Here is a 13,052-nt window from a genome sequence, read left to right as displayed (position 1 = left end):
GCGCGGGTCGCTCAGGCGACGGCCGTGCCGAGCCGGTCCTGGAGGTAGTCGACGAGGTCGCCGACGGACGACAGCTGCGGCAGCAGGTCCTGCACGCTCATCGCCTCCAGACCGCTCAGCCGTTCCTGGAGCCGGTCCTTCAGCTCCATGACCATCACGGAGTCGAAGCCGAGGTCCTCGTACAGCAGGGACAGGCGCGACACCTCGTCCGGGGCGTAGCCGCCGACCTCGGCGACGGCCTCGGTCACGGCGCGGGCCACCGGATCGGTCCTGTCCTCCCCGGACGGGGGCAGTACGGCCGTCAGGACCGCCCCGCGGCCGTCCGTGGCCGGCTGCTCCGCCTGCCGGCCCCGGTCGGCGGGAACGTCGGGCGCCGCGGCGAGCTCAGTCGCCGGTACGGCCCGGACGGGGCCGCGGGTCCAGAACCGGCTGGTGTCGGAGAAGGCGTACGGGGCCAGCCGCTGCGGGACGCGCTCGTCCTCCGGGTAGGCGGCGTCCCACCACGGGTCGAGTCCGGTGCGGAAGAGTTCCGCGACCGCGTCGGCGAACTCCCGGCCGCCCGCGCCCTCCGCCGGGACGGGGGCCACGGTGTGCGTGGTCGCCCCGGCGGCGGAGCGCAGCGCCCGTGCCATGCCGGTGAGCACCGGACGGGGGCCGACCTCCACGAGGTGGGTGGGCCCGGCCTCCTGCAGCCGCGCCATGGCGTCGCCGAACAGCACCGGGGCTCCGATGTGCTCGACCCAGTACTTGGCGTCCATCGGTTCGGCCTCCAGCAGCCGCCCGCGCAGCGTCGAGTACACGGGCAGCTTGGGCACGCCGCCGCCGATCTCGTCCGCGACGGCGGCGAACCGGTCCAGGACGGGTTCCATCAGCGGCGAGTGGAAGGCGTGCGAGACCTCCAGTCGTCTGGTCGGCACCCCGCGCCGGCCGAGCTCCTCCTCGATCCGGCCCAGCGCGGCCGTGTCGCCGGAGAGCACGGTGGCCCGGGGGCCGTTCACCGCGCCCACGCCGACCAGCGGCTCGGCGTCGGCGAGTTCGGCCACGTCCGCGAGCGACGCCCGTACGGCGAGCATCCCGCCGCCCTCGGGCAGCGCCTCCATCAGGGCGCCCCGGGCGGCGATCAGCCGGGCCGCGTGCTCCAGCGGGAAGACCTCCGCCAGCACGGCCGCCGCGTACTCGCCGACGCTGTGGCCCAGCATGAGCGCCGGGCGCACACCGAGTTCGGCCAGGCTCGCCGCCAGGGCGTACTCGACGGCGAACAGGGCGGGCTGGGCCCAGCCGGTGCGGTGCACCGCCGGGTCGGCGGCCAGCAGCAGTTCGCGCACCGAGCCGCGGGTGTGCGGGGCGAGGGCCGCGTCGGCCTCGTCCAGGAACCGCCGGTACAGCGGTGACTCCTCGTAGAGGCGGGCGGTCATCGCCGGGTACTGGGAGCCCTGCCCGGTGAACAGCAGCGCCACCAGGGGCTTGCCCGAGGGGTGGCCGGACAGCCGGGCCAGCACGTCGTCGTCGGCGGCGGCCTCCCGCAGCGCCGCCGCCAGTTCCCCGGTGTCCCGGGCGGGCACCGCGAAGCGGTAGCGGTGGCCCGTCTTGGAGCGGTTGCTGCTCCAGCTCAGCGGGCCGGCCGGCACCCTGCGCCGCTGCACGGCGTCGGCCTGGACGAGCAGGTTGCGGCGCAGCGCGGCCGGCGAGGGCGCGGTCAGCGTGAACACCCCGGCCCCCAGGCCCGTACGGCCGCTGCCCTCACCGGTGCGTCCCGGCTCGGGGCGCGCGGCGTGCGGGGGCGCGGACTCCAGGACGGCGTGGGCGTTGGTGCCGCCCATGCCGAAGCTGCTCAGGCCGCCGATGGCCGGCCCGGACCGCAGGCGCAGCGGGGCCTTGAGGAGCCTGAGGCCCTGCTGGGCCAGTTTCAGGGCGGGGTTCTCCTTGGCCGCGAAGCGGCTGGCGGGGACCACCCGGTGGTGCAGGGACAGGGCGACCTTGATGAGGCCGGCGATACCGGCCGCGCCCTCGGCGTGCCCGATGTTTCCCTTGACGGAGCCGATCGCAAGGGGACGCCCGGAGCGGCCGGAGTGCAGCCGGCCGAGCGCCTTGACCTCGATCATGTCGCCGAGGACGGTGCCGGTGCCGTGGGCCTCGGTGAAGGCGACGTCGGACGGTTCGACGCCGGCCCGGCGGTAGGCGGCCCCCAGCACCTCCTCCTGCGACCAGCGGTTGGGGGCGGTGATGCCGTTGCTGCGGCCGTCCTGGTTGACGGCGGTGCCGCGGATCACCGCGTACACCGGCTGGCCGTCGGCGACGGCGTCCTCCAGCCGGCGCAGCACCACCGCGCCGACGCCCTCGCCGCGGCCGATGCCGTCGGCGTCGGCGCTGAAGGGCTTGCAGCGGCCGTCGGGGGCGGACAGCCCGGCCTGGGTGTAGAAGATGCCGAGCGCCGGGGTGAGCGCCACGTTCACGCCCGCCGCGATGGCGGTGTCGCACTCCCCCGACAGCAGGGCGTTGCAGGCGAGGTGGACGGCGACCAGCGAGGACGAGCAGGCCGTGTCCACGGCCAGGCTGGGGCCCTTGAGGTCGAGGTGGTAGGAGATCCGGTTGGCGGTCATGCAGTAGCCGTTGCCGGAGCCGAGCTGGGCGGTGACCCGGGCGTAGTCGGTCATGTGCAGATGGGCCCACTCGTTGCCCATGATGCCGACGAACACCCCGGTCTGGGTGCCCGCGAGCCGCTGCGGGGCGACGCCCGCGTCCTCGACGGCGCGCCAGGCGCACTGGAGCAGCAGCCGCTGCTGCGGGTCCATGGCCGCCGCCTCGCGGGGGGAGACGGTGAAGAACTCGTTGTCGAAGGCGTCCGGGTCGCTGATGAAGCCGCCCTCGGTGGTGTTGGAGTGCCCCTCCGCCCCGGTGGGCGAGTGGAAGTCGCCGGCCGCCCAACGGCCGCCGGGCACCTTCCGCACGCCGTCACCGGAGCGCATCAGCATGTCCCAGTAGGCGTCGGCGTCCGGCGCCCCCGGGAACCGGCAGTCGATGCCGACGATGGCGACAGGCCTCATCGGTTCCCGCCCTCCAGGGCCTCGAATTCCTCCACGATGTGGCCGGCCAGGGCCTCGATGGTCGGGTAGTCCCAGGCCACGGTGGGTTCGAGAACGAGATCGAAGTCCTCCTCGATGTCGCCGCACAGGCTCAGCGCGGCCACGGAGTCCAGCCCGTACTCGGCCAGCGGGACGGTGGGCACGATCTCCGACGGCGTCCGCTTGAGGTAGAGGGCGATCCGGTCGGCGAGCCAGCTGCTCATCGACTCGACGGTGTGCTCGGCGCGTGTGCGGTCGGTCGCGGGAACGGACATGGTGCAACTCCTCGGTGAAGGCGCGTCGGATCCGGACGGCGGTCAGCCGGCCAGCGGGGTGTCGTAGAGGTCGTAGCTGCGGCGTTCGTGGAAGCGGCGGAGCACTTCCTCGTGCACCCGGCCCTCGCACGCGGGCGGCAGGTCGGCGGGGCGCTGCCCGAGCCGACGCGCCAGCCGGTGCAGTGCCGCGGCCACCCAGGCCGGGTCGGCCAGGAACGGGTCGTCGCCGTCCCGCGCGCCCCGCCAGACACCCAGGACGGAGGCGGCCGCGAGGAACACCGCGTACCGGTCGGCGAGGGCGAAGCTGGCGGGGCTGGCGAGGGCGGTGCGGTCCTGGGGGGACAGGTTCAGGCTGTCCTCCTGGAGCTGGCGCAGCTGGTCCAGCATCCGCATCACGAGCGCCTGCACGGCGAGTTCCTCGGGGGAGCCGCTGGGCAGGTCGTCGACGGCGGCGACGAGCGAGGCGCTGAGGCTGTCCCGGCCGCTGGCCAGGGCCAGGTCCTGGAACGGGATGCCGGACAGCGCCTCCTGGGGGCGGAACAGGCTCGGCGGGGCCTCGTCGCCGGAGAACCAGGCGCGCCGGGCCAGCCGGGACAGCTGCGGGATGATGGTGGCCTGGCAGGCCGCCGAGCCGGCGTGGCCGAGGCTGAGCACGGGCAGGTCGCGGACGTGCTTCTGGAACAGGCCGAACTCGCCCTCACGGACGTAGAACCGGGCTCCGAGCACGATGGACAGGTCGTACATGGTGTCGGTGAGCATCTTGGGCACCAGGTACTTCACCGCGGCGGCGTACACACTGGTCTCGTCGGGCAGCAGATGCACCGCGCGGGTGCCCACCGTCGCCATGCTGTCGCAGATCAGCAGGTCGAGGAAGGCGCCGCCGAGCGTGGCGGCGGCGTGCGGGATCTCCATCACGGACCGCCGGTAGAGCTGACGCCCGACGGCGAACCGCACCACCGTGCGCAGACTGGTGTCGAGGGCCCCGACCGCCATGCTGGGGATGGCGCTGCGGGTGATCTGGAAGGACCGCAGGGCGAGTTCCACGCCCTGGCCGCGCGCGCCGACCAGGGCGCTGTCGGGGACCGGGCAGTCGGTGAAGTCCAGCCCGGACAGCCGGCAGCCGCGTACGCCGACGGCGGTGTAGCGGGGCAGGACCTCGAAGCGTTCCCGGTCGAGCAGGTCGCGTTCGGCGAGCAGGACCGAGTGGCTGCGGCTGCCGGGGCCGTCGTCGGTACGGCTGAACAGGGCGAAGGCGGCGGCCCGGTCCGCGTTGTTGATGACCTCCTTGCGGCCGTTGAGGCGGAAGCCGCCGGGCACCGGGTCGGCGCGGAACTCGTTGCGCACGAAGTCGTTGCCGTGCGGCAGTTCGTGGTAGGCGACGGAGATCTTGGAGCCGTCCAGGAGCAGGTCGGCCAGCCGGCGCCGCTGCTCCTCGCGGCCGGCCGTCCACACGTTGACGGCGGCCATGAAGGAGGTGATGCCGTAGCCGAGGCCGAGGGCGACATCGCGCCGGAACACCTGGCGCATCACCCGTACGAGCGTGTCGAGCCGGTCCAGCCGCCCGCCGAGGGCGGTGGGCACGAACTCGGCGTTGAGGTTGAAGTCGTCGAGCAACCGCTCACCGGCGGCCGGGAGTTCACCGGCCTCGTCGGCGGCCAGCAGTCCGGCGGTGCCCAGCGGGTTGGCGGGGTCGTTCGGGTCCCCGAAGCGTTTCTCCAGGTCGGCGATCCTGGCCCGGACGGCGCTCTCCTGCGCCGCGTGCCCGGCCGGATCGACGGTGCGGTCGGCCGGGGCCGCCGTGCCACGCGGCCCTCGGACGGCGGAATCCCTCAGCATGACGTCCCCTCATGGGTGTGTACGTGCACATCAACGCGACCGCCCTGCGGGCCGGCTCCACGTCCCTGGCCGGCGGGCCACCGGCCACCGGCCCCCGCCTCCCCCGACGCGCCGTCCCGCCCGCCACGGCCGGCGTCGCCCGCCACGGCGGGCGCATGAGCGTCGGCGGGCCGAGGGCCCGCCGGGCCGGCGTCCCGGCCGTCGGCAGTGGCTGCCAGCGTGGGAGCGGGCTCCCCCTCCGCCGGGCCGCTGGCAGCCGGTCCACCGGCACCCGACGCGGACAGGTGACGGCCGACCCCGGCCGCCGTCGACACGTCGCCACGGCCGACGCCGCCCGCCACAGCGGGCGCCAGCCCGGCCCCGGGCCGAGGGCCCGTGGCCGGGTCGGCGTCCCGGCCGCTGCCCGTGACTGCCAGCGCGGCAACGAACCGCGCGGAAGCGGGCTCCGCCCCCGTCGGACCGTCGGCAGCCGGTCCACCGGTGGCCGTCACGGGCAGGTGACGGCCGGCCCCGGCCGCCGTCGGCGCGGCGCCACGGCCGACAGCGCCCGCCGCAGCGGACGCCTGAGCGTCGGCGGGCCGCGGGCCCGTGACCGTCGGCGCGGAAGCGGGTTCCGGGCCGCCGGTGGTCGTCGCGTCTCCCCGCAGGCGGAGGGGGAGGAGGGAGAAGAGGCTGCCCGTGGTGCGGGTGGATCTCAGGTGGTCCAGGAGCGGGGGGTAGGCGTCGGGCTTGCCGGCGTCCGGGTCGCCCAGGCGGACCAGCAGGCGGTCGAGGACGGGCCACAGCCACAGGCCCTCGGCCCACAGCGCCCCGGTGCGGCCCCCGGCCGCCGCGCGGTGGTTGTGCGTCCACAGGCCGAGGCAGGCGGCCCCGGCCAGGCAGAGGCTGTAGCGCCGGGCGGCGTCGAAGGCGGCGGGCGGGACGTCGGAGACCACCGTCCGGTACGCGTCCATCTCCTCGTGGACCCGGTCGGTCACGGCCAGCAGCCGCTCCGCCGAGGCCAGCGCGTTCTTCAGCTCCGGACGCCCCTCGGCCTCGGCGCGCAGCGCGGCCACCGAGTCCGGCAGCGTGGCCATGATGCCGCTGCCGTGCCGCGCCACCAGGGACAGCCGGGCCGGGTCCAGCGGGGGCAGCGGCGCGGACAGGTCGAAGGCGCGGACCGCGCCGGCCGTGTCGCCGCCGCCGCGCCGCCAGCCGCGGATCAGCGAACGGAACTGGTTGACCAGGGAGTTGAGGTTGACCAGGGTGTTGCCGTCGAAGAGGCCGACGATGCGGTGGTCCCGGTCGACCTTCTGGAACATCCCCCGGGCGTGTACGTCCTTGAGGAACGCCCGCGCCCCGAGCAGCCGGGTCAGCTCGCCGATGACACCCTCGGTGCCGGTGGGCACCAGGTACTTGGTGACGGCGGCGGCCACGCTCAGTTCGTCGGTGGCGGTGTGCACGGACCGGGCGGCGACGGTGGCGAGCGCCTCCCCGGCCAGTACGTCGGCCGCCGCGCAGGCGAGGACGTGCCGCGCCTGCGGCAGCTCCACCAGCCGCCGCCCGTACAGCTCGCGCGTCTCCGCGAAGTCCAGGGCGATCCGCAGCGCGTGGTCGGCCGCGCCCAGGGAGAGCGATGCGCACATGGTGCGGGTGAGCTGGAGCGCCTTGAGCACGGTCTCGACGCCGCCGCCCACCGGCCCGACCGCCGCCTCCGCGGGCACCGGCGCCGCGGCGAGGGCGATACCGCTGATGTCGGCGCCCCGGATGCCATGGGTGGGGATCTTGTCCAGGCAGCGGTACTCGTCGCCCTCCCGCAGCCGCCGTTTGTCGACCAGCAGCACGGTGAAGCCGCGCGGCCCGCCGTCGGGGTCGGTGCGGGTGAGCACGGAGAGCAGACGGCCCCGGGTGGCGTTGTTGATCAGCCACTTCTCGCCGGTGACGTGCCAGCCGCCGCGGTCGTCGGGCTCGCCCAGCACGTCCCCGGCGAGCAGGTCGCTGCCGTGGGCGCGTTCGGTGAGGGCCAGGGAGACCGGCAGCCCGGCCCGGATGTCCGCGGCGAGGGCGCGGGCCTGTTCGGCACTGCCGGCGACCCAGACGCACACCGCGCCCAGATAGGTCTTGCCGTGCCCGATGGCGACGGTCAGATCGCGGCGGGACACGACCCTCATGACCTGCATGACGGTCTCGTAGTCGGTGAGCCGGCCGCCGTACTCGACGGGGACGTAGAAGTCCTGGAGCCCCCAGTCCGCCAGTTCCTGGCAGATGTCGGCCGGGAACTCCTCCCGCTCGTCCAGTTCCAGGCTGCGGGCGTGGGAGAACACGGTGGCGGGGTCCTCGGGGTCCCCGAGGAGCAGTTCCAGCTCCTGCGCGACGCGGTAGGGAGGATGTTCCATGTCAGCCCACCGGGACCAGGGCCGGCTCGCCGGCCGCGTCGAGGAGCTCCCGCACGTCCGGGTCCAGCACGGAGTGCAGCGCGGTGACGGCGCCTTCGAGGAACAGCTTGCGCATCAGCGTCCGCTGGATCTTGCCGCTGGTCGTCCTGCGGATCGTGCCGGGGCGGACCAGCAGGACGTTGCCGGCCGGGACGGCGAACTCCAGGCCCACGAGGCGCTGGATGCGGGTGGCGACGGTCTTCAGGTCCGTCTGCGCCGCGCTCTGCCGTATCTCGTGGATCACCACCAGGTGTTCCTGGTCGCCGGCGTCGACGGCGAACACGGCCCCTGTGCCGATGGCGGGGTCCAGGGCGCGTACGGCGTTCTCCACGTCGTACGGGTAGATGTTGCGGCCGTTGATCAGGACCATCTCCTTGAGCCGGCCGGTCACGAAGAGCTCACCGCCGCCCAGGACGCCCATGTCGCCGGTGCGCAGCCAGGGGCCCAGCTCCTCCTGGCCCTTGATGCGGGCGCCGAAGATCTCCGCGTTCACCTCGGGCCGCTCCCAGTAGCCGGAGGCCACGCTGGCGCCGCGCACCCAGATCTCCCCGACCCGGCCCTCGGGCCGCTCCACGAGGGTGTCGGGGTCGACGATCCGCACCTCGAAGTCCTCGGCCCGCGCCACCCCGCTGCTGACCAGGGCCCGCCGGGTGGCGCCCAGGTAGGGGCCCTCCACGACGCCGCGTTCCAGCCCGGCGGCGTCCACCTCGCGCAGCAGCGCCCCGCGTCCCTTGGGGGTGCCGGTCACCAGCAGGGTGGTCTCGGCCATGCCGTAGCAGGGGAACATGGTGTCCGCCCGGAAGCCGTACGGCCCGAAGCGCTCGGTGAACGCCTTCAGGGTCTCGGCGCGTACCGGCTCGGCGCCGTTGCACGCGGTCCGCCACGTCGACAGGTCGAGACCCTCCAGCTGCGCGTCGGTGACCCGGCGCACGCACAGGTCGTACGCGAAGTTGGGGCCGCCGCTGGCGTTGACGCCGTACTCGCTGACCATCTCCAGCCAGCGGGCCGGCTTGCGCAGGAAGGAGACCGGGGACATCAGCACGCTGACGGTGCCCAGCCACAGCGGCTGGAGGACGTGCCCGATCAGCCCCATGTCGTGGTAGAAGGGCAGCCAGCCGCCGATCACCGTGTCGGGTGTGTTGCCGGTGGAGCGGGCGATGGCCGCCTCGTTGGCGAGCAGGTTGCCGTGCGAGACCATGACGCCCTTGGGCGCGCTGGTGGAGCCGGAGGTGTACTGGAGGAACGCCAGGTGCTCCGGTCCGAGCCGGGGGTCGCGCCAGGCGCCCGCGTCACCCACCGGGCCGCGGTCCGTGGCGAGGCACAGCACGTCGGAGAAGCCCTCGGCGGCCAGCCACGCCTCGACCTCGGGGGCGTGCTCGGTGAGGGTCAGCACCGCGCCGACGCGGGCGTCGCGGACGATCCCGGAGACCCGCCGGAAGTGCTGGCCCTGCTCGGAGGGCAGCGGGGCGGGCACCGCGACGGCTCCCGCGTACAGGCAGCCCACGAAGGCCTTGATGAAGTCCAGTCCCGACGGGTAGAGCAGCAGGACCTGACGTCCGGCCAGGCCCCTCTCCTGGAGCCAGGAGGCCACGTCCTTGGCGGCGCGGTCCAGGTCCAGGTACGGCAGCCGCTCGGGCTCCTTGCCCCGTACTCCTTCCGCGAGGAACACGAACGCGTCCGCGTCACCCCGTTCGTCCGACCGCGTCAGCACGAGCTCCGCGAATGAACCGAATTCCGCCACCGTCTTTCCCCTCGCTAGAAGCGACTCGTATCGCGTTGAAACCGGTTGAACCGACTGACTGAGGTGTCGACCGCACGTCGGCCGTCATGTGGGCCGTCATGTGGGCCGTCATGTGCCGTGCCGATCGTCGGATCCGCCCCTAAAGCTCCTCTTGCGGCTCTGGGGCGGGTTCAGTTGCGCCCACAGCTCCTCCTCGCGCGGGGTGAGCGGTACCCCCGCGGCGAGCCGCTCCGGGTGGGCGGGCGGCGGCTCGTCGAGCGGCAGCAGGGGGCCGAGCTGCGGCGGGGCGCCGGTGTCGAGCTTCTCGTGCCACCACTGCTGTGCCGTGTCGACGGCGTGCGGCGGCATCATGCCGAAGATGCCGGCGAGTGCGCCGAATCCGTCCACCAGGAACCGGCTGACCGACTGGGCGGCCCGCCGTGCCGCCCGTCGCAGGGCCCGTCCCATGCCGTCGTGCGCCGTCACGCCGTGGGCCGGGGGGCGAGGTCCGCCGTCAGGCGCACATGCGCCGGCGGCTCGGGCAGGGTCTCGTCCGTCAGGTCGTGGCGGAACGTCACGGTGCCCTCCGCGTCCTCGCCGGTCTCCGTGAAGCCCACGGACGGGTACAGTCCGCGCACCTTGTGGTTCTTGGCGGTGGGGCGGTAGCGGGCGTACACGGCCGTGGCGCCCCGGTCGCGGGCCTCGCGCAGCACGGCGGCCAGGCAGGTCTGTTCGATGCCGCGGGCGAAGACCCGGCAGCTCAGCACCATGTTGTCGATGTGCCAGCTCCCGCCGGCTCCCCCGGTGGCGTCGACCAGGACCAGCCCGACCAGTCCGTTGTCGCCGAACCGGTCCCGGGAGCGGATCGCCAGCACCAGGTGGCCGGCCGAGTCCCGCCGGGACCGTATCTCCGCCTGCTGGAGCCGTTCGGTGGTCAGGTTGAACTGGTTGGTCCGCAGGGAGATCTGGGAGGCCCGGGCCGTCTCGTGCTCGGCGACCGGCGAGAGGGTGACCTCGACCCCGAGTTCCGCGAGGTACTCGTCCATGGAGGCCGCGCTCTCCCGCAGGTCCTCGCGGGCCGCCTCGGTGCGGTACTGCTCCGCGCGGGAACGGTCCTCCGCCGTGAGTTCCGCGACGTCGAACCAGCCGTCGGCGAGCAGCCGCTCGACGTGCAGGGCGGGCTCCTCGTCGAGGCGGACCACGGCGACGCCGGGCAGGCTCCGGGCGACCAGACCGCACTCGAAGGGCGAGTCGTCGGCGAAGACGAAGCTGTCCACACCCAGGTTGAGCCGTCGGGCGATGTCCAGCAGATTGCCGTCCTTGGGCTCCCAGTTGGCGGCGATCCGTACGAAGTCGGTCTCGCGCAGCACCATGTCGGGGTGGTCGCGCAGCACGTCCAGCACGGGCTCGCGGTCGTTCTTGCTGCACACCGCGAGCAGCACGCCCTGGGCGCCGAGCTGGCCGACCGCCTTCTGGAACCGGCCGAACGCCTCGCCCCGGTAGGTGGTGGCGGCGGCGATGCCGTCCGGGCCGTCGTCGCCGAGAATGCCGTCCCACAGGGTGTTGTCCAGGTCGACCACCAGCACCTTCTTGGTGCGTCCGCGCAGCGCCCGGACCAGGTGGCCGACCTCGCGGGCGTAGCAGGCGAGGAGTTCGTCGCCGAGCCGCGCCTTGGCGTAGGCGGCGAGCCTCGGCTCGTTGACCGGGCCGCAGGAGGCGGCCAGCGGGTCGAGGTCGACGACGTGGACCCGGTCGTGGACGGCGGCAAGCCGCAGCAGCCCGGCGTTGAACTCCCGCCAGAGCACGCCGAGCCGGGCCCGCGAGCGGGCGTCGACGAGCCGGCGGGCATGGGTGCGCAGCAGCGGCAGGGTGTTGAGCACGAGGGTGCCGGAGCCGTGGGCGAGATAGCGCTCGGCGAGCGAGCCGATCAGCGCCAGCTTGGCGGCGGCGACCCGCTCCACGTCCTCCACCAGCCAGGGGTGCGGGAGTTCGTCGAAGACCACGTCGGCGTCCAGCACGCACAGCGCCACGTCGGCGCCCGCCGCGTACAGGTCGCTGCCGGGGTCCTGGAGATCGCGGAACCAGGCGTCGTAGTCGCCGGTGTGCAGCTTCAGCAGCATGCCGTGCCGGGCGAGTTCGGCGGTCAGCGGCGCGGTCAGCCCGTTCAGGGTGGAGTGGCCGGTGACCGCGACGGTGAGCGTGTCGGTGCCGGGGTGTTCGCGCAGCACGTCCCCCGGGTCGAGGCGGAAGAGCAGCTGTCCGGCCCGCACCAGGTCCGGCGCGGGCGGCCCGGCGGGCTCTCCCCCGGCGGCCAGTTCGGCCAGGAGGCCGGGTATCTCGGGGTACGCCCCGGCGAGGCGTCCTTCGGCGTGGAGGGCGCGCAGCCGGTCCAGCGGTCCGGTCCGCTCACCCACGGCGGTGCTCGCAACCGTGGCCATGGTGTCTCCCATCACTGAATCGCACGCAGCCGGCGTCCGGGCAGTCCGACCACCACTGCCGGTGGACGGCCCGAGCCTGCGCGGTCCGTCTTAAGGCGCCCTTGAGCGGACGGGCGCGGCATTGGCACGCACCCGCCCCGGATGGGATCGCCCACAATTGAGTGATTACGTCCGAATAGTGAGGGTTGCTGGTAATCATGGAATGGTTCCCCGTCGTTTCCGCCCCCCGGAGCCGTTCATGCGCACTGCCGTCATCGCCCAGGACCCACCACTCGGCGCGCAGCGCCCGGAACCGGCCGAGGAGCGGGCGCTCGTCTTCGAGGGCTTCGCGTACACGTGCCGGATCGTCCGTCAGCCCGCGCCACGCACGGCCCCGTTGCTGCTGCTCGGCGGCTCGTCGCAGGACCGGTACTCCTGGCAGGGGCACGAGAAGTGGCTGGCGCCGCTGTGCACGATGATCACCGTGGACCTCCCCGGCTACGGCAGCTCGGACTTCCTGCCGGCCCGCTACGACATCGGCTTCCTCGCCGATGCCGTCCAGCACACGCTGACGGAGATCGACGTGCCCGAGGTGAATCTGTTCGGCGCCTGCTTCGGAGAGGTCGTCGGTCTCCGCTTCGCGCAGCGCCATCCCGCATCCGTCCGGCGGATGGTCTTCTCGGGCGGGGCGAACCGCCTTCCCGACCCCTACACCGACGCCGTACCGCGGCTGGCGGAGGCGGTCGACCGGGACGACATCGAGGGTGCCGCCAACGGGCTCGTACAGCTGTTCATGTCGAATCCGGAGGCCGGCAAGGTCCGCAGGCACGCGGCTGTGGCCCGGCTCCTCCAGCACCAGTTCACGAACCAGACGCCGGACGAGATCAGGAAGGCCCTCGAGCACAACACCCGCCTGGTGACCCACGGCTGTTACGAGCCCCTGCCGGTCCCCGAGGTGCCCACCCTGCTGTTCACCGGGGAGTACGACACCCTGTGCACCCCGCAGATGGGCCGCGAACTCGCGGCGACGATGCCGGGCGCGTGGTTCACCACGATCAAGGAGGCGGACCATCTGGTGACGGTCGAGCGCCGCCAGGAGGCCGCGGACCTGATCGCGCGCTTCTGCACCGACCGCCCCGTCGACGACCTGCCGTACTGCAACGCCGTCGAGTCGCCCCGCCCCGCGTCCGCCACCGCTCCGGCATGAGACCGGTCATGGGGGAGGGGGGGGGGGGGGGGGGGGGGTTGGGCGGTCCCCCCGACCCAGAAAACGTCGCAGACCACCGCCCCAGAGGGCAGTGGTGGTTGTGTAGGGGAATCCTCCGTCC

Annotated in this window: 8 protein-coding genes; 1 reads left to right on the top strand and 7 read right to left on the bottom strand. The window is 73.8% G+C overall.

Translation table 11 applies throughout. From position 1 onward, the window contains the following. Positions 1-11: 11 nt before the first annotated feature. The 7 genes from ACZ470_RS01720 to ACZ470_RS01690 form a co-directional block, all read right to left on the bottom strand. Positions 12-3,044, bottom strand: a complete 3,033-nt coding sequence (locus tag ACZ470_RS01720; RefSeq protein ID WP_468423420.1) for a type I polyketide synthase — start codon at positions 3,042-3,044, stop codon at positions 12-14. After that, positions 3,041-3,337 (bottom strand): acyl carrier protein, encoded by a 297-nt coding sequence (locus tag ACZ470_RS01715; protein WP_398923685.1) that lies wholly within the window; start codon positions 3,335-3,337, stop codon positions 3,041-3,043. The genes ACZ470_RS01720 and ACZ470_RS01715 overlap by 4 nt, the downstream gene beginning before the upstream one ends. A gap of 42 nt (positions 3,338-3,379) precedes the next feature. After that, on the bottom strand, positions 3,380-5,173 hold the full coding sequence (locus ACZ470_RS01710) for an acyl-CoA dehydrogenase (RefSeq protein WP_468423418.1): 1,794 nt from the start codon (positions 5,171-5,173) through the stop codon (positions 3,380-3,382). Then, positions 5,167-7,548: an acyl-CoA dehydrogenase family protein gene (locus ACZ470_RS01705; protein ID WP_468423416.1), complete on the bottom strand. Its 2,382-nt coding sequence runs from the start codon at positions 7,546-7,548 to the stop codon at positions 5,167-5,169. The genes ACZ470_RS01710 and ACZ470_RS01705 overlap by 7 nt, the downstream gene beginning before the upstream one ends. 1 nt (position 7,549) lies before the next feature. Continuing rightward, the gene (locus ACZ470_RS01700) at positions 7,550-9,328 is read right to left on the bottom strand and encodes a fatty acyl-AMP ligase (protein ID WP_468423415.1); all 1,779 of its coding nucleotides are present in this window, start codon (positions 9,326-9,328) and stop codon (positions 7,550-7,552) included. 108 nt (positions 9,329-9,436) lie between these two features. After that, a complete protein-coding gene (locus tag ACZ470_RS01695) occupies positions 9,437-9,793 on the bottom strand; it encodes a DUF6059 family protein (protein ID WP_468423413.1) in 357 nt (118 codons plus the stop codon). Then, positions 9,790-11,745: an HAD-IIIC family phosphatase gene (locus ACZ470_RS01690; RefSeq protein WP_468423411.1), complete on the bottom strand. Its 1,956-nt coding sequence runs from the start codon at positions 11,743-11,745 to the stop codon at positions 9,790-9,792. The genes ACZ470_RS01695 and ACZ470_RS01690 overlap by 4 nt, the downstream gene beginning before the upstream one ends. A gap of 238 nt (positions 11,746-11,983) precedes the next feature. Between ACZ470_RS01690 and ACZ470_RS01685 the strand changes: the two genes are divergently transcribed. Further along, a complete protein-coding gene (locus ACZ470_RS01685) occupies positions 11,984-12,931 on the top strand; it encodes an alpha/beta fold hydrolase (protein WP_468423409.1) in 948 nt (315 codons plus the stop codon). Positions 12,932-13,052 lie beyond the last annotated feature (121 nt).

Source organism: Streptomyces sp. NPDC031111 (genome assembly GCF_055570675.1).
The sequence above is the reverse complement of the archived record's forward strand: the minus strand, read 5'-3'. Positions and strand labels throughout refer to the sequence as shown.